The sequence below is a fragment of the Streptomyces sp. NPDC020747 genome (genome assembly GCF_044334695.1).
In the GTDB taxonomy this organism is placed as follows: domain Bacteria; phylum Actinomycetota; class Actinomycetes; order Streptomycetales; family Streptomycetaceae; genus Streptomyces.
Map to the genome: position 1 here is coordinate 444,970 of NZ_JBIRTJ010000005.1, position 21,741 is coordinate 466,710.

15 protein-coding genes are annotated in these 21,741 nt (G+C 72.8%); 7 read left to right on the plus strand and 8 right to left on the minus strand.

Features of this window, described 5'->3' with window-relative positions; all coding sequences use genetic code 11:
• Positions 1 to 226 precede the first annotated feature (226 nt).
• The 6 genes from ACH4YP_RS17135 (at position 227) to ACH4YP_RS17160 (ending at position 7,509) form a co-directional block, all read left to right on the plus strand.
• Complete coding sequence (locus ACH4YP_RS17135) at positions 227 to 2,005, plus strand: YfjP family GTPase (protein ID WP_361067695.1); 1,779 nt, start codon at positions 227 to 229, stop codon at positions 2,003 to 2,005.
• A 211-nt stretch (positions 2,006 to 2,216) separates the two neighbouring features.
• Positions 2,217 to 2,774 (plus strand): single-stranded DNA-binding protein, encoded by a 558-nt coding sequence (locus tag ACH4YP_RS17140; RefSeq protein ID WP_398491037.1) that lies wholly within the window; start codon positions 2,217 to 2,219, stop codon positions 2,772 to 2,774.
• A gap of 276 nt (positions 2,775 to 3,050) precedes the next feature.
• The gene (locus ACH4YP_RS17145) at positions 3,051 to 4,457 is read left to right on the plus strand and encodes a TQXA domain-containing protein (RefSeq protein WP_398491038.1); all 1,407 of its coding nucleotides are present in this window, start codon (positions 3,051 to 3,053) and stop codon (positions 4,455 to 4,457) included.
• Between the two features lie 247 nt (positions 4,458 to 4,704).
• Positions 4,705 to 6,369 carry an energy-dependent translational throttle protein EttA gene (gene ettA, locus ACH4YP_RS17150; protein ID WP_361067670.1) on the plus strand — a complete coding sequence of 555 codons (1,665 nt, stop codon included), beginning with the start codon at positions 4,705 to 4,707 and terminating at the stop codon, positions 6,367 to 6,369.
• 4 nt (positions 6,370 to 6,373) lie between these two features.
• Positions 6,374 to 6,793: a thioesterase family protein gene (locus ACH4YP_RS17155; RefSeq protein WP_361067673.1), complete on the plus strand. Its 420-nt coding sequence runs from the start codon at positions 6,374 to 6,376 to the stop codon at positions 6,791 to 6,793.
• Complete coding sequence (locus ACH4YP_RS17160) at positions 6,790 to 7,509, plus strand: hypothetical protein (protein ID WP_398491039.1); 720 nt, start codon at positions 6,790 to 6,792, stop codon at positions 7,507 to 7,509. The genes ACH4YP_RS17155 and ACH4YP_RS17160 overlap by 4 nt, the downstream gene beginning before the upstream one ends.
• Before the next feature lie 74 nt (positions 7,510 to 7,583).
• Here the strand turns inward: ACH4YP_RS17160 and ACH4YP_RS17165 are convergent, their stop codons facing one another.
• From ACH4YP_RS17165 to ACH4YP_RS17185, 5 genes are all read right to left on the minus strand, one after another.
• Positions 7,584 to 8,552: an ABC transporter ATP-binding protein gene (locus ACH4YP_RS17165; protein ID WP_361067679.1), complete on the minus strand. Its 969-nt coding sequence runs from the start codon at positions 8,550 to 8,552 to the stop codon at positions 7,584 to 7,586.
• Positions 8,549 to 8,875, minus strand: coding sequence for a hypothetical protein (locus ACH4YP_RS17170; protein ID WP_398491040.1), 327 nt, complete (start codon positions 8,873 to 8,875; stop codon positions 8,549 to 8,551). The genes ACH4YP_RS17165 and ACH4YP_RS17170 overlap by 4 nt, the downstream gene beginning before the upstream one ends.
• Positions 8,872 to 11,808 (minus strand): FtsX-like permease family protein, encoded by a 2,937-nt coding sequence (locus tag ACH4YP_RS17175; RefSeq protein ID WP_398491041.1) that lies wholly within the window; start codon positions 11,806 to 11,808, stop codon positions 8,872 to 8,874. The genes ACH4YP_RS17170 and ACH4YP_RS17175 overlap by 4 nt, the downstream gene beginning before the upstream one ends.
• 13 nt (positions 11,809 to 11,821) lie before the next feature.
• Positions 11,822 to 15,241, minus strand: a complete 3,420-nt coding sequence (locus ACH4YP_RS17180) for an FtsX-like permease family protein (protein WP_398491042.1) — start codon at positions 15,239 to 15,241, stop codon at positions 11,822 to 11,824.
• Between the two features lie 263 nt (positions 15,242 to 15,504).
• On the minus strand, positions 15,505 to 15,909 hold the full coding sequence (locus ACH4YP_RS17185; protein ID WP_055611684.1) for a globin: 405 nt from the start codon (positions 15,907 to 15,909) through the stop codon (positions 15,505 to 15,507).
• A 237-nt stretch (positions 15,910 to 16,146) separates the two neighbouring features.
• Between ACH4YP_RS17185 and ACH4YP_RS17190 the strand changes: the two genes are divergently transcribed.
• Positions 16,147 to 17,133 carry a methyltransferase domain-containing protein gene (locus ACH4YP_RS17190; protein ID WP_361067692.1) on the plus strand — a complete coding sequence of 329 codons (987 nt, stop codon included), beginning with the start codon at positions 16,147 to 16,149 and terminating at the stop codon, positions 17,131 to 17,133.
• Between the two features lie 121 nt (positions 17,134 to 17,254).
• On the opposite strand, the gene ACH4YP_RS17195 is transcribed toward ACH4YP_RS17190, so the two are convergent.
• The 3 genes from ACH4YP_RS17195 to ACH4YP_RS17205 all read right to left on the minus strand — a co-directional run bounded on the left by ACH4YP_RS17195 (position 17,255) and on the right by ACH4YP_RS17205 (position 21,740).
• Positions 17,255 to 18,769, minus strand: a complete 1,515-nt coding sequence (locus ACH4YP_RS17195; protein ID WP_398491043.1) for an FHA domain-containing protein — start codon at positions 18,767 to 18,769, stop codon at positions 17,255 to 17,257.
• A 117-nt stretch (positions 18,770 to 18,886) separates the two neighbouring features.
• Positions 18,887 to 20,233 (minus strand): VWA domain-containing protein, encoded by a 1,347-nt coding sequence (locus tag ACH4YP_RS17200; RefSeq protein WP_361068059.1) that lies wholly within the window; start codon positions 20,231 to 20,233, stop codon positions 18,887 to 18,889.
• 115 nt (positions 20,234 to 20,348) lie between these two features.
• Positions 20,349 to 21,740, minus strand: a complete 1,392-nt coding sequence (locus tag ACH4YP_RS17205) for a PP2C family serine/threonine-protein phosphatase (RefSeq protein WP_398491044.1) — start codon at positions 21,738 to 21,740, stop codon at positions 20,349 to 20,351.
• Position 21,741 lies beyond the last annotated feature (1 nt).

A 21,741-nucleotide genomic window follows, 5' to 3' on the forward strand; every position in this document is an offset into this window, starting at 1 on the left:
CCCCGGCAAGAAGGACCCCGGCAAGAAGGACTCCAGCAAGAAGGACCCCAGCGGGAAGGACTTCGACAAGAAGGACTTTGACAAGAGGGACTTCGGCAAGCGGCATTCCGGCAAGAAGGACGCCGTCAAGGGAGGTGTCCGTTCGGAGAGCCGCATGTTCGGGCTCGTGCGCGTGGAGATCGACGACTACCCCGAGAAGCCCGCTTCCGGGGACGACACGGACGGCATGGACGGCTCCGCCGGCATCGGCAACAAGGGCCGCGCGGACGGCACGACCGGCGCGGACGCCGCCGACGCCGCGGAATCCGGCGTCTCCTGGGACGACGGGCTGATCGCGCGGCGCGTGTCCTCCACGGCGGAGGGACAGGCCAAGCCCGTGAAGGAGGCAGTCGTGGACAACAGGCCACCCGTAGTGATCCCTCTCGCGTACGACGGGTCGCTACGGTCTCGTCTCGACGCGCTGCGTGAACTGGTGGGGCTCTCCCGCACCCGGCTCGACAGCAGGACGCTCGCCGAGGCGGGACAGGTCCTTGACGAGGCCACCGCGCGGCGCAGGCTTTCCGGACAGCACACCGTCGTCGCCATCGCGGGCGCCACCGGAAGCGGCAAGTCGCAGCTCTTCAACGCGCTCGCCGGAGTGGCCATTTCGGAGACCGGGGTACGCAGACCGACCACCGCGGCGCCCATCGCGTGCAGCTGGAGCGACGGCGCGGCGAGCCTCATCGACCGGCTCGGCATCCCCGGGCGGCTGCGACGGCGACCGCTGCAGAGCGCGGAGGCCGAGGCGCAGTTGCGCGGGCTCGTCCTGGTGGACCTGCCCGACCACGACTCCGCGGCGGTCCAGCACCGCGAACAGGTGGACCGCATCCTGGCGCTCGTCGACGCCGTCATCTGGGTCGTCGACCCGGAGAAGTACGCCGACGCCGTGCTGCACGAGCGCTATCTGCGGCCCATGGCAGGACACGCGGAGGTCACCTTCGTGGTCCTCAACCAGATCGACCGGCTGCCCGGGGAGGCCGCCGACCAGGTCCTCGACGACCTGCGGCGGCTGCTCGACGAGGACGGGATCGCGCTCGGCGAGTACGGCGAGCCGGGCGCGACCGTCCTCTCGCTGTCCGCGCTCACCGGGGACGGCATCCCGGAACTGCGCGAGGTACTCGGTCACTTCGTGGCCGAGCGGGGAGCCGCGGCACGCCGGATCTCCGCCGATGTGGACGCGGCAGCGGCCCGTCTGTGGCCGGTCTACGCGAACCGGCGGCAGGCCGGGCTCACCGAGGAGGCGCGCGACGAGTTCGCCGACCGGCTGGCGGACGCGGTCGGCGCCACGGCGGCGGGCGAGGCGGCCGAGCGCGCGTGGCGCCGCAACGCCAACCGCGCGTGCGGCACGCCCTGGCTGCGGCTGTGGCGCTGGTACCAGGACCGGCGCGAACCACCGACCGGGCGCCTGTCCGTACGGACCCACGCCGACGAGGAGGCCACGGCACGGCAGCGCGTCGAACAGGCGGTCCGTACGGTGGCGGAGCAGGCGGCGGGCGGACTGCCCACGCCCTGGGCACAGGCGGTACGCGAGGCGGCCGTACGAGGGTCACAGGGGTTGTGCGAGGCGCTCGACGAGCTGGCCGTACGAGCCGGTGCGCCGGTGGGACGGCCGCCGAGGCCCGGCTGGTGGCCGGTCGCGGTACTGGCCCAGGCGGCCATGACGGTGCTCCAGGCCGTCGGCGGACTCTGGCTGCTGGGGCAGGTCGTCGGCTTCATGTCGCCGAATCTCGGGGTGCCGGTGCTGCTGATGGTGATCGGCATCGTGGGCGGGCCGGGCGTCGAGTGGGCCTGCCGACTGGCGGCGCGCGGCCCGGCCCGGCGGTACGGGCTGGAGGCCGAACGACGGTTGCGGGAGGCGGCGTCGGGGTGCGGCCGGGCCCGGGTCCTCGATCCGCTGGCGGCGGAGCTGCTGCGGTATCGGGAGGTGCGGGAGCAGTACCTGCGGGTCACGGGGGTCGGCGTCTAGGCACTGTCAGGCAGGCTCGGGACGGGGGGAAGTCCTCGTTCGGGTGGCGGAGTTGTCCACAACCGGGCGGTGGTGCACAGCGCTCAGCGGGCTCGGGCCGGCGGAGGCAGTCTGGAACCGCGGCGATCACGACGCGATCACATCGCGGTCGCCGCACCGGACGCAGCCGTACGGGACGGGCCCGTAGGCGTGGGCAGGGAGGGAATGCGCGATGAACGAGACGACGGTGTGTGTGGTGGGGAACGTGGCGACGCAGCCGGTGTTCCGGGAGACGGCGACGGGCGCGTCGGCGAGGTTCCGGCTGGCGGTGACGCAGCGGTACTGGGACCGGGAGAAGAACGCCTGGACGGACGGGCACACCAACTTCTTCACGGTGTGGGCCAATCGGGCGCTCGCGACGAATGTGCAGGCGTCCGTCTCCGTGGGCGAGCCGCTCGTGGTGCGGGGGAGGCTGAAGGTCCGCTCCGAGCAGCGCGACGGGCAGTCGTGGACGGGCGCGGACATCGAGGCCACGGCGATCGGCCACGATCTGGCGCGCGGCACCGCGGCGTTCCGGCGGGCCCACAAGGGCGAGACACCGTCGGAGACGTCGGCCAGGCCGGAGCCGAACTGGGAGACGGAGCCGACGGCTCAGGCGGCCGAGACCGCTCAACAGCAGCAGGGGCAACAGGAACAACAGGGGCAACAAGAGCAACGAGAACATCACGGACAGCGGGGGCAGCGCGCGCAGCGGCGTCAACATCATCAGGAACCGGCTCTGGTGATGTGACGTCAGTACACACAAGATGCTGGATTCACCCTCTGGCCGAAGTGCGGCTTATCGGCGAATGTGTTCCGAACAGTTCTCGTGGATTTGTCGATAAGCCCAGCTCACGCCTCATCTCGGCGATAACGATTCCGAGTCGGATCGCTTGTCCGATGTCATGACCGGGGAGAGAGGTGCGCCCCGTCCTTAGGATGCCGGGCATAGCTCTTGGGGCCGCTGATTCTGCTGGTGGGACCGTAACCCCCCCACGTCAACGGGTCCTGCTCGAAGGGGAATTCTGTGTTTTCTTCGTTCTCTGCGTCGTCCGTGCGCGGGCGGGGCGCCGCCCGGCTCGCCGCGGCGGCGCTGGTGTCCGGACTCGCTGCCGTGAGCGCCCTGACGGCCGCGGGCACGGCCGCCGCCGACGAACTCCCCCTGAGCCGGGGCGGCGCGACCGCCACCATAGGTGAGCTGAAGACGTCCGGAACCGCCGTCATCCACGAGAACGGCGAGGACAAGCAGGTGCCCGCGGGGCTGTTCGAGATGTCCGTCGACAACGGCGGCACCCTGCAGACCTACTGCGTCGACCTCCACAACCCGACGCAGATGGACGCCAAGTACCAGGAGACGCCCTGGAGCGGCACGTCGCTGAACGGCAACCCCGACGCGGGCCGCATCCGCTGGATCCTGCAGAACTCCTACCCGCAGGTCAACGACCTCGCCGCACTGGCCGCCAAGGCAGGCGCGAGCGGTCTCACCGAGCAGGACGCGGCGGCCGGCACGCAGGTCGCGATCTGGCGGTACTCGGACGGTGCCGACGTGGACGCCGTCGACCCGCAGGCGGAGAAGCTCGCCGACTATCTGCAGCACAACGCGCGCGACCTCGCGGAGCCCGAGGCCTCGCTGACCCTGGACCCGCCCGCGGTCTCCGGTCAGGCCGGTGAGCTGCTCGGCCCGGTCACCGTGCACACCAACGCGGACAGCGTGACGGTCACGCCGCCCGCCGACGCGACCAGCGGAGTGCTGGTCGTCGACAAGGACGGCAAGGAGATCACGTCCGCGGCCGACGGCGGCGAGCTGTTCTTCGACGTTCCCGAGGACACCGCGGACGGTTCGGCCGCGCTGACGGTGCAGGCCTCGACCACCGTCCCGGTCGGGCGCGCCTTCGCCTCCGAGACGAGGAGTCAGACCCAGATCCTCGCCGGCTCCAGCGAGTCGACGGTCTCGGCGACGGCCACCGCGAACTGGGCGAAGACCGGCGCGATACCCGCGCTGTCGGCCGAGAAGAACTGCGCCGAGGGCGGCGTGGACATCACGGCGGCCAACGAGGGCGACGAGGCGTTCACCTTCGAGCTGATGGGCGTCGAGCACACCATCGCGGCAGGCGCGTCACAGACCGTGACGATCCCGCTGCAGGAGGACCAGGCGTACGACTTCACGATCAAGGGGCCGAACGGCTACGAGAAGCGGTTCAAGGGCGTACTCGACTGCCGGACGCAGAGCAGTACCGCCGGTGAGACGACCCAGACGCTGAGCGACCCCAGCCCGGCCACGGTGGGCGGCACCTCCGCCACCACGGTCGACCTCGCCGAGACCGGCGCCTCCAGCTCCACCCCGGTGATAACCGGGATCGCGATCGGCCTGGTCGTGATCGGCGGCGCGGCGGTGCTCTTCGTCCGCAAGAAGAAGACCCCCGAGCAGGACTGAAGGAACGCGGAAGACGGCACGAAGACGGCACCTTGACAACTGGACAGTGGGTAACCGCTCGCTGACTGGACGTTCGCGTGTCCGCGGCGACGGATGGCGACGGTAGGTGACGGCTCGGTTACGGGCACGGTCGGGCGGTGTCCGGTCACCGGCCCCCGGGTGGAACGGGTTTCCTTCGAGGGGTGGCGGTACGGCAAGATGGGGTGTATCTGCCCACTGCCGATTTCAAGCGTCCGGACGGTTTCTCTTGGCTGAGTTCATTTACACCATGCGCAAGACGCGCAAGGCGCACGGCGACAAGGTGATTCTCGATGACGTCACCCTGAGCTTCCTGCCAGGCGCGAAGATCGGTGTGGTCGGGCCGAACGGTGCCGGTAAGTCCACCGTTCTCAAGATCATGGCGGGGCTTGAGCAGCCGTCCAACGGTGACGCGTTCCTGTCTCCGGGTTACACCGTCGGCATCCTCATGCAGGAGCCGAAGCTGGACGAGACCAAGACGGTCCTGGAGAACGTCCAGGACGGTGCCGCCGAGCTCATGGGCAAGCTCAAGCGCTTCAACGAGGTCGCCGAGCTGATGGCGACCGACTACTCGGACGCGCTGATGGACGAGATGGGCAAGCTCCAGGAAGACCTGGACCACTCCAACGCCTGGGACCTCGACGCGCAGTTGGAGCAGGCCATGGACGCGCTGGGCTGCCCGCCCGGCGACTGGCCGGTCGTCAACCTCTCCGGTGGTGAGAAGCGCCGCGTCGCGCTCTGCAAGCTGCTGATCGAGGCTCCGGACCTGTTGCTCCTCGACGAGCCCACCAACCACCTGGACGCCGAGTCGGTGAACTGGCTGGAGCAGCACCTCTCGAAGTACGCGGGCTGCGTCATCGCCGTCACCCACGACCGGTACTTCCTGAACAACGTCGCCGAGTGGATCCTCGAGCTGGACCGCGGCCGTGCGATCGCTTACGAGGGCAACTACTCCACGTACCTCGACAAGAAGTCCACCCGCCTCAAGGTCGAGGGCCGCAAGGACGAGAAGCGTCAGAAGCGGCTCAAGGAAGAGCTGGAGTGGGTCCGGTCCAACGCCAAGGGCCGGCAGACCAAGTCCAAGGCACGCCTCGCCCGTTACGAGGAGATGGCAGCCGAGGCCGACAAGATGCGGAAGCTGGACTTCGAGGAGATCCAGATCCCGCCGGGCCCGCGGCTGGGCTCCATCGTCGTCGAGGTCAACAACCTCTCCAAGGCCTTCGGTGACAAGGTCCTCATCGACGACCTGAGCTTCACGCTGCCGCGTAACGGGATCGTCGGGGTCATCGGTCCCAACGGCGCCGGCAAGACCACCCTCTTCAAGATGATCCAGGGCCTTGAGACGCCGGACTCCGGTGCGATCAAGGTCGGCGACACCGTCAAGATCAGTTACGTCGACCAGAGCCGCGCCAACATCGACCCCAAGAAGTCGCTGTGGGCCGTCGTCTCCGACGAACTCGACTACATCAACGTCGGTCACGTCGAGATGCCGTCGCGGGCCTATGTGTCCGCCTTCGGCTTCAAGGGCCCGGACCAGCAGAAGCCCGCCGGTGTCCTCTCCGGCGGTGAGCGCAACCGTCTGAACCTGGCTCTCACCCTCAAGGAGGGCGGCAACCTGCTGCTCCTCGACGAGCCCACGAACGACCTCGACGTCGAGACCCTGTCGTCGCTGGAGAACGCGCTCCTGGAGTTCCCGGGTGCCGCGGTGGTCATCTCCCACGACCGCTGGTTCCTGGACCGGGTCGCGACGCACATCCTCGCCTACGAGGGCGACTCGAAGTGGTACTGGTTCGAGGGCAACTTCGAGTCCTACGAGAAGAACAAGATCGAGCGGCTCGGACCGGACGCCGCGCGTCCGCACCGCGCCACCTACAAGAAGCTGACCCGGGGCTGATCTCTTGCGGCACATCTACCGCTGCCCGCTGCGCTGGGCGGACATGGACGCGTACGGCCACATCAACAACGTGGTCTTCCTCCGCTATCTGGAGGAGGCGCGTATCGACTTCCTGTTCCGCCCGGACAAGGATTTCCAGCAGGGGTCCGTGGTGGCACGCCATGAGATCGACTACAAGCAGCAGTTGGTCCACCGGCACCGGCCGGTGGACATCGAGCTGTGGGTGACACAGGTCAGGGCGGCGTCGTTCACCATCGCCTACGAGGTCAAGGACCCGGACCAGGTGTACGTCCGGGCCCAGACGGTCATAGTGCCGTTCGACTTCGAGGCGCAGCGGCCGCGTCGTCTGACCGCCGAGGAGCGGGAGTTCCTCGCGGAGTACGCGGACGACGAGGACGACCCTTCGGGGGCTGTCGCGGCATGACGGCCCTGCACCTCGCCGACGAGGGGGAGGCGGCGGACCTCGCCGCCTTCCTGGCCCGTCTGATCCACTACGACCGCGCGGCCGCGGTGCGGCTGCAGGCGTCGGGGACGACGCTCGCGGTGTTCGGCCGGCCACCGTCGTTCGAGGTGCTCGCGATCCGTACGGCACGCCTCGACAAGCCGTACGAGAACGGGCTCGACCTCTCGCTCGACGTGACCGTCTCGGCCGGTGAACTCCTGGAGTCCCTCGACGAGTCGGCGGCCACCGCGGCCGTGCCCGCCGCCGTCACCGGACCGCCGTGGGCCGGGGTGCTGCCGCCCCGCGGGGGCTGGCGGCCCGAGCCGGGGCTGCCGGGGCCCGACGCGGTGCGGACCATGGTGGCCGGGGCGGTCGCCGAATTCCGTTCGCGCATCGACGAGTTGACGCTCGAGGGGCGTACGCGGACCGCTCTCGACCGGATCGGGCGGGAGATCTGGTCCCGGCCGGTCGGCGACACCGAACTCCCGGTCCGGGCCGCGCACGCCGCCCAGTCGCTGGGATTCCTGCGGCCCGCGCGCCCGGCCGCGACCACGAACGCGGCCGCGACCACGGCCGCCCCCGACGAGGCCGTACTGCGGCTGCTCTCGTCGGGCGCGTGGCTCAGGCTGCGTACGGCGTACGGGTCGATCGCCGTACGCAGGGCGGGACTCGGGGCGTTGGACGTCAGCGTTCGCTGAGCTGACCGTCCTGAATTTCTCGGACCGGCGGCGGTGAGTGTCGGCCGGGGCCATTCGTAAGCCGAATGCCCTCGTCAGGCGTGTTCGCTGTCGTCCGGCCATACGCCGATGTGGTCCGGTTCCAGTTCCAGGGCGACGCGGTCGCGCATGCCGAGGGCCTCGGTGTACTCGGCGGGGAGCTGCAGCCGGCCCGCGCGGTCGAGCATCGCGTACTCGCGGGCCACCACCGTCTCGTGGCCGGTCGTGGCGTCGACCTCGGTGCGGCGCAGGACCTCCGTGGAGGTGCGGCCGTCGCGGATGGCGACCGTGCGGCGGACCTCGCCCGCGACCGCCTGGTCGTGCGTGACGATGACGACGGTGGTGCCGAGGTGTTCGTTCGCGGTGCGGAAGGCGGCGAAGATCTGCTCGGCGGTGTGTGAGTCGAGTTCACCGGTGGGCTCGTCGGCGAGGAGCACGGCGGGGGCGTTGGCCAGGGCCACGGCGATGGCCACGCGCTGCTGCTGACCGCCGGACATCTGGAACGGGCGGCGGGCCCGGCAGTCGGCGACGCCCAGCAACTCCAGGAGTTCCAGGGCACGTTCGGACTGGGCGCGACGGCCTTTGCGGCCGCCGGTGAGCTGCATCGGCAGGGTGACGTTCTGGGCGGCCGTCAGATAGGGCAGCAGGTTGCGGGCCGTCTGCTGCCAGACGAAGCCGACGGTGTCGCGGCGGTAGCGGAGTCGGTCCTTCGCGTTCATGGTCAGCAGGTCGTGGCCGGAGACCCGGGCGGCACCCGCGGTGGGGGTGTCCAGGCCGGCCAGGATGTTCATCAGGGTCGACTTGCCGCTGCCGGACGCGCCCACCAGCGCCATCAACTCGCCCTCCCGGACGAGGAGATCGAGGCCCTGGAGCGCCTGGACCTCGACGCCGTCCGCGGAGAAGATCCGCACCAGCCGGTCGCAGGTGATCAGGGCGTCGTGACCGTAGGCGGGCCGGTCGCGCCGGGCGGCGGCACGCTCGGCCAGGTCGGCGAAGCTGGGGCCGGTGGGCTCGGTGGTGGTCATCGGGCGACTCCCGTGGTGATCGTCGTGGAGGGCACGTCTCCGCCGGTGCCGGTTGTCGTGTTGGGCACGCCTGCGCCGAAGCCGGTGTTCGCGATGGGCGTGTGTGCGCCGGTTCCGGCCGTCCTGGCGGGCAGGCCCATGCCGGCGTCTGTCGTCGTGGACGGCACGCAACTGCCGCTGCCGGCGCTCGTGGTGGGCATGCCCTCGCCGGTGCCGGTCGTCGTGGCGCGCGCATGTCCGCCGCTGCCCACCGTCGTGATGAGCACGTTCCCGCCGCTGTCGGCCGTCGTGGCGGGCACGTGTCCGCCGTCGCCGCGAGTCATCGGCTGTCCCCCGCCCTCAGTTCCCGCACCGAGCCGCGTCGGCCCGTCCACCAGGCCTGGCCCGCCGCGATCGAGGTGGCCAGGAGGAGGACGGTCAGGGCGGGCAGGAACAGGGACGCCGGGTCCGTGTGCAGCGCGGCGGTGCCGGTCGGGGGCGTGCCGCCGGGGGTGGCCAGGGCGATGGAGGTGAGGTCGATGCCCGGGGCCAGGAGACGGACCACGGCCCAGCCGGTCAGGACGCCGCCCGCCGCGGCGAGGAGCGCCTGGGGCAACGCCTCCAGCACGAGCAGTCGGCGCCCTTGGCCCCGGGTGAGGCCCATCGTGCGCAGCCGGGCCAGCAGTGCGACACGCTCGGGCGCGGCGCGCACCAGGGCGAGCAGCAGCGCGAGTACGGCGTATCCGGAGCCCGCCGCCACCGCGGCCGCGTAGACGCGTTCCGCGCCGGACTGGAGAGGGGAGTCGACGTAACGCGCCCGCTCCTCCGAACGCAGCCGTACGTCCGCACGGGCGGTGGCATCCGCATTGGCGCCCGTACCGGCGGCGACGGCCTTGCGGAGGGCAGCCGCGCTCACGTGGTCGCCCGTCACCAGGAGTGCGGTTGGGCGCGCGGCGACGGTGCCGAGGCCGGCCCGGTCCACGATGAGGAAGTACGCGCCCGGCAGGGCCGGGGTCAGGTCGCGTACGAGGGTGATGCGGACGGTGACGTCGCTGCCGTCCGACAGCCGCAGCGAGAAGGGACGGGTGCCGTAGCGGTCGGCGACGGCGGAGGAGGCGAGGGCGGGAAGCGGGGCCTTCGCGGAGCCGCTGCCGCCGGACTCCGCCGAGTCTTCGGTGCCGGGCTTCGCCGAGCCGCCGTCGGCGCCTGACTTCGACGGGCCGCCTGCCGGTGAGGCCTTCAACTCGCCCGCCGGGAACGCCCCGAGACCCGTCCGTTCCGCCAGCCGTGCGTACCCCTCGGGGTCCACCCCGGCCAGGGGCACCGAATCCACGCCGGCTCCCGGCTTGGCCTCGTACGCGATGCTCAGGGGGGTGACCTCCCGTACACCGGGTGCCGAGCGGACCCGCTCCGGGAGGGCGGTGGGCAGGGCGCCCTCCGCCTCGACGCGGGCGTCCGCGCCGAGGTTGAGCACGGCCGCCCGGTCCCGCGCGTCCGCGACGCCCGCGAGGACCGAACCCCCGAACGCGGCCGTGGTGAGCGCCGTCAGCAGGGCGAGCAGCGGGAGAACCGTGGAGACGGAGGTACGGCCCGCGCGGGCCAGCGACAGATGGCCGATCGCGCCGCGCAGCCGGCCCGCGGGACGGGCCAGCCAGCGCAGCGGCAGCGGATAGAGCCGGACCAGGAGGAGCGCGGCGATGACACCGATCAACACCGGTGCCATCGCGACGAGTTGGTCGCCGGAGCCGCCCAGGTCGCCGGAGGCGCCGGAGTCGAGCGCCTCGTCGGAGGTGCCCGACGTCCCCCGGCTGCGCAGCGCGAGCACCGCCGCCGACGCCAGCACGAGCAGCGTGAGTTCGGCGATGGTGCGCCGCCGCGAGGGCCGTACGGACGCGAGGTCCTCCCGGGCGCCGTGCACTCCCACGACCCGGTGGGCGGCCAGGGCGCGCAGGGGCAGCGCGGCGCAGGCGAGGAGGGTGACCGCGAGGGCCGCCCCGACGGCGTACGGTGCGCGGCCGTACGGGACGAGGAGCAGCGCGCCCGCGAGGCCGAGCGCGCCCGCGGGCAGCGCGACCACCGCGGTCTCGGTGAGCAGCCGCCTGGTGAGTCCGCGCAGCGAGGCGCCACGGGCACGCAGGAGGGCGAGTTCGGTGCGGCGGCGGTCGGCGGTGAGGCGGCCCGCCATCAGCAGGACGACGACCGCGACCGCACCGGTGCCGAAGGCGGCGACGGAGACCAGGGGCCGGACACCGGAACGGAGTTCGGCGTACGAGGCGAGCACCTCGTCGAGGTCGGTGCTCACAGCGGTGTCCGCGTCCGTGGACGTGCGGACCTTCACCAGACCCGGGCCCGATTCCAGCGAGGCGACCGCGCTGCCCAGCCGGGCCAGGTCGTGCGCGGTGAGCGCGGCGGGGTCCGGGGCGAGCAGCCAGTAGCGCACGGGTTTGCCCGGGGTGCCGAGCAGCACGGGGGCCGCGTCCGGCGGCAGCAGCAGGGCGCCCAGCCAGTAGGTCTCCGGCTCGGCGCCCTGCGTGGGCGGCCGGATCAGGGACGGGGTGCGCAGGAGGGGCTGCGTGGTCCAGTACGTGCCCTCGGGGTCGCGCGGGGCGACGATGCCGGTGATGCGTACGGCGAGCGGGTCGCGCTGCACGCCGGGCACATGGATCACCGAACCCACCTTGATGTCGAGCCGCTCGGCGGTCTCCGTGGTGACCGCGGCCTCCACCTCCGGGGTCGCGGCGGACACCGTGTCGTCGGCGCGCGGGAGGCGGCCCGCGCTCACCTTGGAGTGCTCGGCGACTCCGCTCTGCGCGGCGAGCGACAGCCGCGCGGGCAGCCCGCTCGGCATCGGCAGCCAGGTCTCCGCCGCTTCGAGGTTGTTGACGTTGCGGACGCCGTACGTCGACTGCCCGGGGTCGACGGCGAGCGGCCGCTCGATCGTGTTCAGCACCCGCTCGTACGCCTTGCGCATGCTGTCCGGGCGCAGGGCCGACTCCCGTTCCGGCTGCGGGACGTAGTTGCCGGGCGACGGGGCGGACACCTGAAGGGAGGTCCTGGGTGCCGTCGCGTCCACGACGGCCTGACGCAGGCCCGCGTCCTCGTAGCGTTCGACGGCACGGGGGAAGGCCGCGGCCAGACAGGCGGTCGCCATCACCAGGAGCGCGAGGGCGACCGCGGCGCCGGGGGCCGTGCGCAGTCGGGTACGGATCCAGGGGGCGACGGAGTGGTCCCGCCGCCGGAAACGCGGACGCCCGTCGGAGCCGGAGTCGCGCCCCATCTCACTCACCGTCTCACTCACCGTCCTGCCCGTTCAGCGACTTCATCGACCGCAGCGAAGGAGCCGTGTCCTCCCGCCGCAGCGCCAGCACCGCGGTGACGGCCAGCGGCGCGACCACGACGGCGGCCAGCAGGAACACGACCTGGCCGAGCGGCAGTTCCACCAACACCTCCGGGACCGGCCGGCTCGCCCCGGACGTCAGCACGATCAACGGAATCACCGCCCGGGTCAGCACCGCCCCCAGCGCCACCCCCACCACCAGCGCCAGCGCCAGCAGCACGCCCTGCTCGGCGGCGACCAGCCGCGCGAGCTGACGCCGCGGCGCCCCCAGCGCGCGCAGCAGCGCGAACTCACCGCTGCGCGCCTGCAACGACCCCGCCGTGCTCACCGCGAAGCCGACTGCCGCCAGTGCCGCCGCGACCACGGACGCCGCCGCGTACGCCGCCTCGGGACCCGCCCCGAAGGGGTCGTCCCGCAGCTCCTCGGCGACCTCGTCGCGCACGACCACCTGCGAGGGCTCGACATCGGGCCGCTCGCGCAGCTCCGCGGCCACCCGCGCCGCCGCCCCCGGCTCGGTCCGCAACCACCACTCGTTGGGCACGACGCTCTCCCCGTACCGCTGCTCCAACACCCGGTTCACGGACCGGAGATCGACCAGCAGCGCCCCGCCGGACGGGTCTCCGCCACCCGCGTCCTGGGTGGTCGGCAGCGCCTGTACGCGGTCCACGATCCGCACCGGTACGGCCGAGCCGTCGAAGGTCACGTCCACGCGTTGTCCCGTACGGGCGCCCGCGGCCCTGAGATAGCCGTCCGTCGCGACCGCGGCGACCTCGGGCACGTCGGGCCGGTCCACCCGGAGCCGGATCGTCAACGACGAGACCTCCCAGGCGTATTCACCGGGTACGTAACCGGTGCCGTAGCCGACCGTCAGCGGCTTCTCGGACTTCACGGTCGCCGCCGTCGGGCCGGAGTCGGCCTCGGGATCCGCCGTGCTGCTGTTGCTGCGGGACTTCGCCAGCCAGGACGCGGGCTGCTCGATACGTCGTTCCGAGCCGTCGGCCGCCGTGGCCGTCAACTCCTCGACGGACAGCTGGTGACGCTCGGCGCGACCCGTCGGCTGGAGCATGTCCAGCTGCATCCCGGTCAGCGCCAGCGGTTCGGCGGCCCGGCCGGCCGGGGCCTCGGCCGCCTTCGCCAGGTCCAGGGTGAGCCGGTGGGCCCGTCCGTCGGCGGGCAGTTCACCGACGGGAACGCGGTACGGAGTGCCGTACCGGTCCTCCAGCGTCACCGCCACGTCCGCCGACATCTCGGAGCGGAACGCCGCCGAACCCGAACCCGAGCCCGAACCCGAGCCCGACCCTGCCGAGCCCGAACCCTTCTTCACCGGCGCGGCCTCCGCCCGGATCCGCAGGACCAGCCCCAGACGCGTACTGCCCTTCGGCAGCACCGCGCCGGGCGACGCGCCCCGCTTCGGCCCGAGCCCGGCCAGCATCCGCCCCACCGGCTCCTGGGCCAGATCCCCGCGCATCAGCAGACCGCTTCCGCCCCCGGAGTCCGCCGTGTCCAGCGCCAGTACCGTCGCCGTCCGGTTCCCGGACAGCGGCAGCGTCGTACGCAGCGCGGGAGCCGTCCCGCTCACGCCGTCGACCGCGGAGTAGATCCCGGCCTGCCCCAGCCCGCTCTCGCCGGCCCCGGTCACGCGTACGGACGTGCCGGCCCTGAAGTCCGCCTGGTCGTCCTGCGAGCCGTTCCAGGACGCGCCCTGGCCGATCGCGAGCATGCCCATGGCGATGGCGAGGACGAGCAGCAGGACGGGCCCGGCGCCGCCCATCGGACGACGGCTGAACTGCCAGCCCGCGAGCGCCGTCGGCAGCCCCCGGCCGCTCGCCGCGCGCCGCTCGGCGAGACGGGCGACGGGAGGCAGCAGACGCAGGGTGAGAACCGTTCCGGCGAGCAGGGCGAGGGCGGGCGCGGAGACGAGGAGCGGGTCGATGCCGAGCGTGCCCGAACGGTCGTCGGTGACGGCGCCGGACTTCTGGCTGCTCAACTGCCAGTACGCGACCGCCGCGATCACCAGCAGCCCCACATCCGCACCGGCCCGTACCGGCGCGGGCAGTGCCCGGGCCCGGCCGCCGCCTCCCGAACCCCCGGTCAGCGCGGGCACGGTCACCGCCAGCGCGCACCCGAGGGCCACCCCGGCCGCCACCACCCACACACCGCCCGCCGTCACCGAGGTGTCCAGCCGCAGCCCGATCCGCGACAGCGCTCCCTGCCCGGCCAGCAGCCGCGTCAACGGCCCGGCGAGCAGCGGCGCGCACACGGCGGCCGGGATCGCCAGCAGCAGTGCCTCCAGCGCGGCGAGCCACGCCACCCGGCCGCGCGTGGCGCCACGCGCCCTCAACAGCCGTGTCTCACCGGCCCGTTCGACACTCAGCAGCCGGGCCACGAGCAGCAGCGCGTACCCGGCGAGCAGCGAGAGCTGGAGCGCCACGATCAGCAGCGTGGAACGGGAGACCAGCAACGACCGCTCGACCCGGTCCAGTTCCTCCGGCAACGATGTCGTGACGGCCGTGGTGCCGTGCAGCGCGGGGGACTTGAGCAGCGAACGGGGCCCGGAGAGTGCCGTGTCCCGCAGGGTGTCGATCCGCCCGGTCGTCACCGTGGAGAAGTCGGCGGACGCCAGCCAGCCGGTGTGCCCGGCGCTCACCGTCACGCCCGCCCGGTCCGTCCCGCCTTTCTGCCCGCTGCCCGTCGGCGCCGCGAACACCGCCGGATCGGCGAGCAGCGGCCCGTACGTCGTGAAGTCCAGCCTGCTGACCCCGCGTCCGCGCAGGTCCTCCAACTGCCAGTAGGGCGAGGTGACGCGCGCGGGCCGGTACACCCCGGTCAGCTCGATCCGCACCTTGGGCCCGCCGAACCGGTCGACGAGCGTCAGCCGGGCGCCCGTCTTCAGCGCGAGTTCCCGCGCGGCCGCCTCGGGAAGGGCCACCTCGATCTCGCGGCTGTCTCCCGGAGCACCGGGCAGGCGGCCCGCGACCATCCGCACCTGCGTCCGGTCGAGCGCCGCGAAGTGTGTGAGGTCCGGATCGCCCGAGCGTTCGGCGGCCGGCTGCAGCGACCTCGGCAGCGCGTACGGCCCCGACCGCGTCAGCGTCCGCAGCGTCACCGGCAGCCCGTCGAAGGTGCGCCGCGCGCCCTCCCGTACGGCCTTGTCGGCGGCGGCGCGTTCCTGCGGGGGTACGTCGGCCTTGACGATCAGTGTCGTGGCCGCCGCGCTCTCCTCGCGCCCGGCACCCTGTGAGGTGTCGAGGAGCGAGTGACGCAGGGCGGCGTCACCGATCGCGCCCGAGTACGCGGTGAGGGTCGCCAGGACCGCCGTGGTGAGTACGACGGTGAGCAGCGCGGCGGTCAGCAGCAGGCGATGTGCCCGCACGCGCGAAAAAACGAACCCCGTCACCCGGCCCCCCGCCGTATCCCGGAGTCCCCGTCACTCCGGATCTTCGGGCGATGTTGTCAGAGGTGACGCCCCGGGGTAAGCGCTTGAGAGCCGACTTTGACCGGATCGTGATCGGAATCCGGCGACAGGCGACCGGAATGCGCACGTCAAGTCGACCGACCGGGGGCGGTGACAGAGTCCCGGCCCCACGGTGTTCCGGCCCGACAGAGTCCGGCCCGGCGCCGCACCGCCTTCCGCGCTCAGCCCTCCGTGTTCACCATCGACGCCGCCGCGTACGTCAGGTAGTTCCACAGCGTGTGCTCGTGCTCCTCGGAGAGGCCGAGCTCGTCCACGGCGACCCGCATGTGCTTCAGCCAGGCGTCGTGCGCCGCGCGGTCGACGGCGAACGGGGCGTGCCGCATCCGCAGCCGGGGGTGACCGCGGTTCTCGCTGTACGTGGTCGGGCCGCCCCAGTACTGGATCAGGAACAGGGTGAAGCGCTCCTCGGCAGGGCCCAGGTCCTCCTCGGGATACATGGGCCGCAGCAGCGGGTCCTCGGCGACACCCTCGTAGAACCGGTGCACCAGTCGACGGAAGGTCTCCTCGCCGCCGACCTGCTCGTAGAAGGTCTGCTCCTGAAGCGTGCCGCGCGGAATCTCTTTCACGTCAGTTGGCCCTCACAAAGGTCGCTCCGGTCAGTCCCCGGTCGTCTCGGCCGGGGGTCCGGGGATCGTCCCCCGGCAGATGCAGCACGCTGTCCATGGTCTCAGACGGGGTGACCGAGGACTCAAGGCTTAGGACCACCCGCATCGAAGGCCCGGTTCCGGATCGTTGAAGGGCCGATTCCGGATCGGTCGTCCCGGGCGCTCGCCTCCCGGCCCGTCCGGCAGCACAGTGGAGGTATGGGCGCACACGCCATCGACCCCGGTCTCGACGACCTCGCCGCCACGGCGCGGGCGGCGCTGGTGCGCGAGATCGAGGCGAGCGGGGCCTGGGCCGCCGACCCCAGCTGGCGGGAGGCCTTCGAGAGCGTCCCGCGCCACCTCTTCGTGCCGTACTACTACGTCGGCGCGCTCGGCGGCGGCCACGAGCGCCGGTGGGGCGAGGACCCCAGCCCGCGCAGGCGCGAGAACTGGATGCGCGGCGCGTACGCGGACGCCCCGCTGGCCACCCGGGTGCGCGACGGCGAGCTGCTGTCGTCCAGCAGCCAGCCCTCCCTGATGGCGAAGATGCTGGTTGAGCTGGCGGTACGGGACGGCGACGCGGTCCTGGAGATCGGCGCGGGCCCCGGCTACAACGCGGCCCTGCTCTCGCACCGGCTGGGGGACGCGCAGGTCACCACGGTCGATCTGGACCCGGAGATCACCGACTCCGCCCGGCGGCACCTGGCCCTCGCCGGCCACCACCCCACCGTCGTCACCGGCGACGGGGCGCGCGGCTGCCCGGAGCGCGCCCCCTTCGACCGGATCATCGCGACCTGCACGCTCAGCACGATCCCGCGCGCCTGGCTGGCCCAGTGCGCCCCGGGCGCCCGGATCCTCGCGCCGTTCGCCACCGGCCTCATCGCGCTGCGGGTACGTGACTCCGGGTACGCCGAGGGCCGCTTCCTGCACACGCCCGCCTATTTCGTGCCCCTGCGCGGCGGCCCGCCCGGGCCCGAACTCCCGGACGCGGACCTGACGGGGCTGCCCCGCCGGACCAGGGGCCACGAGCTGTTCCGCTTCCTGCTGACCCTGACGGCGGCCGGCCTCGACCCGCACGAGGCGTACGGGATCTGGGAGCGCGAGGGGCAGCCGCCCCGGCAGCGGTACGGGATCACGGTCGACGGCGGCCGTGCGTGGGCGTGGCTGGACGACCCCGCGGGGCCGTACACCTGGCCGCTGCCGTGAGCTCCGCCGGTTGTGCGGTTCGTCGGCGGTGGGCCGGTGGGGGCCGGGCGCCCCATCGCGGCAGAGCCGCACATGTCACGGCCCCGCGCCCCTTACGGGGCCTGGTTCCGCCCGGTTCCGCCTAGCCCCGTCGGACCGTGATCGTCGTCCACGCGCCCACGTGCACCCGGTCGCCGTCCTGCAGCGGTACGGGGACGAAGGGCTGGATGGGCTCCTCGGCGCCGTTGACCGTGGTGCCGTTGGTGGAGTTCTGGTCGACGACCGCCCAGCTGCCGTCGGGCTGCTGGACGAGCACCGCGTGCTGGTGCGAGACGCCCGGGTCCTCCGGCGGCACCGCCAGGTCGATGTCCGGGGACTCGCCCGTGGAGTGCCGGCGGCGGCCGATGGTGATCTGGTTGCCGGTGAGCGGACGCTGCTGCTCGGGCGAGTACGCGGGCAGGTTCAGCCCCGCGGCCTCCGGTCCCGAGCGCTGCATCATCGCCATGAAGTACTCACGGTCGGGCCCGATCGTGATGCTCCACGACAGCGGCTGCTGCTGGTAGACGGGCGGCGCCTGCGTCGCGCCGGGCTGCGGGTAGCCGTAGCCACCGCCCGGGCCGCCACCGGGGCCGGGAGGACCACCGGGACCACCGGGCGTACCGGTCGACGGGGGCGGCAGCACCCAGTCGTCCTCACCGCCGCCGAAGGACTGTCCGCCGGGTCCGCCGGGACCACCAGGTCCGCCGGGACCACCAGGTCCGCCGGGACCCTGAGGGCGCCCGGTTTCCTGCGGGTACGCGGGCGGAGCGGGCGGGCCGGACTGCTGGTACCCCTGCGGAGCACCTGGACCGCCGGGACCACCAGGACCGGGCCCACCGGGACCGCCATGGCCACCCGGACCGCCGGGTCCGTTCGGCCCGCCAGGGCCGCCGAGACCGTTCGGGCCGCCGGGGCCGCCAGGCCCACCCTGGCCACCAGGTCCACCCGGTCCGCCGGGAGGCCCACCGGGTCCGCCGAAGCCGCCGGGCATTCCGGGTCCCGTGCCGCCCGGGCCGGGCGGCGGCGGAACCGGTCGTGACGGATCACCGGGGAAGCCCGAGGGGTTCTCGCCGTACGGCGGGATCGGCTCGGCGGGCCGGTTGATCTGCGAGGGCCTGGAGCCCTGGTAGTCGTACCCGCCGGGGGCGCCACCGGGCTGCCCGGGCGGCTGCTGCTGGAAGCGCAGCGCCGGGTTCTGCCCACCAGGACCAGGGCCGGGACCGCCGGGGCCGGGACCGCCGGGGCCGGGACCGCCGGGGCCGGGACCGCCGGGACCGGGACCGCCGCCGGGCCCCGGAGGGCGCGGCGCGGCCGGGGTGTACGAGGTCGCGGTGTTCGTCAGGAAGTTCCACCGGCACTCCTCGCAGAACGGCGCCCCGCCCTCACGCGGAGTACGGCACTGCGGGCAGAGCTCGGCCGAGAGCGCGTCGGGCACCGCGGAGAGGTGCGGGCGGCCGCCCTGGCCGGGCGGCGGGGGCGAGCCGGGCGGCGGATAGCCGTAGCCGGCCGCCGGGGGCGGCGGTGGAGGTGGCGGGGGCACGGCACCGGCCATGCGGTGACCACAGACCTCGCACCAGTCGTCGGAACCCGACTGGTGTCCGTTCGGGCAGGTCGGCATGTCGGCGCTTCCCCCTCTCCTGTTCGGCCCGAGGAGGGCCGCAAATCGTGCAAACCGCTTGCGTACTGCTGGTTACTGTCTGTTCGCCGCCGCGCTCGGTGTCGAGTGCGTACCGCTCTACTTCTTTACACGAACAGTCTTTGTGGACCGTGTCTCAAGAGTCATCTCGTCGGCCTCCGCGACCTTCGCCTTCAATCGCACAGTACCTGCCGCGGCGTCGACCACGTCCACCACCTTCGAAAGCAGTTTCGCCGTATCCGCGTTTCCGGAGGCGCTGGCGAGCTGAACGGCACGTCCCAGCTTGGCCGTTGCTCCGTCGACATCTCCCGCTTTGCGTGCGTCCAGGCCCTGTTGGATGACTTGTGCCAGTTCCGCCTGACCTGTGTAGTGCGCGACCTGCGGGTTGATCGACGTGGACGCCGCCATGTCGTCGGTCCACACGGCCCGTACGAGCCCCTGGGCGCCCAGTGTCTGGGCGGTGCCGTCGCCCTGCGGGATCACCAGGGAGACGCGGGCGGCGAGCATCTCCTGGCCGAGGTCGGCCTCGGGGACCTCGACGCACACGTGGTAGTCACGGGACTCGTCCCCCCAGGAGCCGGTGGGGTAGTCCCCGGCGCGCGGTCCCACCTCCGTGCGGCGGTCGGTCAACTCCTCGACCGTGGGCGCGACCTGCTTGACGAACCTGATCGCCGTGCCGACCGGGGTCCACAGCCGCAGCGCCACGTCCGCGACCTCCTTGCCCATGGCCGTCTCCATCATCTGCGTGAAGTCGGCGGACAGGCCCGCCGGGTCGGCGACGATGTCGGAGGTGCCGAGCAGCGCGGACGCGATCCCGGTGACCTCCTTGACCTCCCAGTCCGTGCCGACGCCCCGCGCGTCCGCGGTGAACCGGCCCGCGCAGGCCTCCAGCGCGGCCTTGAGGTCCTCGGGCGACTCGTGTTCGTTGCGGCCGTCGGTGAGCACGATGCCGTGCCGGATGGCGACGTCCGCCGAGGACAGCAGCCGGTCGGCCAGCCGCAGCCAGGTGCCGATCGCCGTGCCGCCGCCCGCGCTCAGCTTGCGCAGCGCCTGCTTGGCCTGGTCGCGGGTCTGCGCGTCGGCGACGGCGAGCCGCCCGCCGCCCGGGTAGACCTCCTTGGCCACGTGCGTCCCGCCGATCACCGCGAAGTGCACCCCGTCGCGCACCGCGTCGATCGCCGCGGCCGTCGCGTCCCGGGCACCCCGCATCTTCGTCGGCGGATAGTCCATCGACCCCGAACAGTCGACCATGATCGCCACGGCCGCGTCCGGGCCCTCACCGGGTGTGTAGAGGTGGGGTGCCGCCACGGCACTGCCCACGGTGCCGCCGCCGGTGGAGGTCACCGTGACGATCGCGTTGACCTCGCGGCCGCCTTCCGGCAGGTACTCGTTCTGGTACACCTCCACCGAGAACTGCGGCACGTTCGACTTCGAGAAATTGGCCATGCCTTCTCTGCTCCCCCTCAGGACTCCCACGAGGTGTGGGTGATGTCGGTGGGCGGACCGGTCCCCTCCGGTCCTTGCCCCTCCGAGGCCGACGCCGTTTCGTACCGCTTCGGCCTCAGGCCGATCCTGCCCCCTGCGGCGGGGCGGGGAACGGCACGACGGCCACTGTTACGTTGTCGTGGCCCCCGCCGTCCAGCGCGTGACCCACCAGGACCTGGGCGCTGTGCAGCGGCCGGTCCGCCGCGTCGGGCGGGATGACCTCGGCCATCTCCTCCGCCGCCTCCGCGTAGTTCCACAGTCCGTCGGTGCACACCACCACCACACCCGGCCGGTCCGGCTTGAAGGAAGCGGTGTGCGGCTCCAGTTCGTACGCGTCCGCCCCGAGCCAGCCCGTGATGGCGTGGGCGCGCTCGTCCGCGTACGCCTCGGCCTCGTTCATCAGGCCCGCGGCGACCATCTGGGCGGCCCAGGAGTCGTCCTCGGTGAGCCGCGCCGGGGGCGACGACCGGTCCACGGGCACCCAGTAGGCGCGGCTGTCGCCGACCCAGCCGACGATCAGCAGGCTGGGCGTGACGACGGAGCCGACGATGGTGCAGGCGGGCGCGTTCACGTGCGGCTGGTGCTCGTGCGCCGGAGTGCCGCGGTCCGCAAGGGAGTTGACGGCCTCCGAGGCCGCCAGGATCGCGTCGTGCATCGCCTGCTGCGGGTGCGTGCCGCGCGGCAGGGCCGCAAGGAGGGACTCGTTGGCCGCACGGGAGGCGGCCAGGGAGGCCTCGTCGGGGCGGGTCGCCGAGGAGACGCCGTCGCACACGATCGCTACGACCGCGGGCGAGCCGTCGGACAGCGCGGTCGAGGACACCGTGAACGCGTCCTCGTTGCGGTGGTGGCGCAGACCCCGGTCGCTGACCGCGGCCACCGCGCCCAGCTCCTGCTCCATGTGGTCGCGCTCACGCGGCTGCGCGTGCCCGCAGTTCTCGCAGTAGCCGTCCCGGTCGACCTGGCCCGCGCGGCAGGCCACGCAGACCTTCGTGCCCGCGGCGGGCGTCGGGAGATCGGCCGTACGCGGATCGGCGGGCGGCACCTCGGGAGGCAGCGGCGCGGCGAGCGGGTACTCGTCCGGTTCCGCGGACACCTGCCCGGCGGGCTGCGGCGCCTGCGCGGGGGACGGCGGCGGTGGTGCGGCGGGGGGCGACGACGGCTGCGCGGGCCGGTCGAACCGTACGCCCGGGCTGTCGGAGCCGGCCGACTCGCGGCCGTCGATGTCCGTCGGCAGGACCACGGGCGCGGGCGTGTCCGAGGTGTCCACCTCGGGGGCGACCGGCCAGTCCACGGACGCCGCGGCCGAAGGGGGCCGCGGCGCGGCCCCGTTGACGGCGACCGTGGGGTTGTCGTCCGGTGGCGCGGGTACGGCGGTGAGGTCGTACCCGCACGCACCGCAGAAACGGTCCCCCGACTCCAGCGGCTCCTCGCAGCTGGGGCAGGCGGCCAGTTGAGGCATCTGCGACATC

Bases quoted from the DNA above. Each gene is read 5' to 3' on its own strand.
- ACH4YP_RS17140 (WP_398491037.1), top strand. From the start codon at position 2,217: ATGAACGAGACGACGGTGTGTGTGGTGGGGAACGTGGCGACGCAGCCG.
- ACH4YP_RS17200 (WP_361068059.1), bottom strand. From the start codon at position 20,233: ATGGCCAATTTCTCGAAGTCGAACGTGCCGCAGTTCTCGGTGGAGGTG.
- ACH4YP_RS17190 (WP_361067692.1), top strand. From the start codon at position 16,147: ATGGGCGCACACGCCATCGACCCCGGTCTCGACGACCTCGCCGCCACG.
- ACH4YP_RS17160 (WP_398491039.1), top strand. From the start codon at position 6,790: ATGACGGCCCTGCACCTCGCCGACGAGGGGGAGGCGGCGGACCTCGCC.
- ACH4YP_RS17170 (WP_398491040.1), bottom strand. From the start codon at position 8,875: ATGACTCGCGGCGACGGCGGACACGTGCCCGCCACGACGGCCGACAGC.
- ACH4YP_RS17175 (WP_398491041.1), bottom strand. From the start codon at position 11,808: ATGGGGCGCGACTCCGGCTCCGACGGGCGTCCGCGTTTCCGGCGGCGG.
- ACH4YP_RS17135 (WP_361067695.1), top strand. From the start codon at position 227: ATGGACGGCTCCGCCGGCATCGGCAACAAGGGCCGCGCGGACGGCACG.
- ACH4YP_RS17195 (WP_398491043.1), bottom strand. From the start codon at position 18,769: ATGCCGACCTGCCCGAACGGACACCAGTCGGGTTCCGACGACTGGTGC.
- ACH4YP_RS17165 (WP_361067679.1), bottom strand. From the start codon at position 8,552: ATGACCACCACCGAGCCCACCGGCCCCAGCTTCGCCGACCTGGCCGAG.
- ACH4YP_RS17205 (WP_398491044.1), bottom strand. From the start codon at position 21,740: ATGTCGCAGATGCCTCAACTGGCCGCCTGCCCCAGCTGCGAGGAGCCG.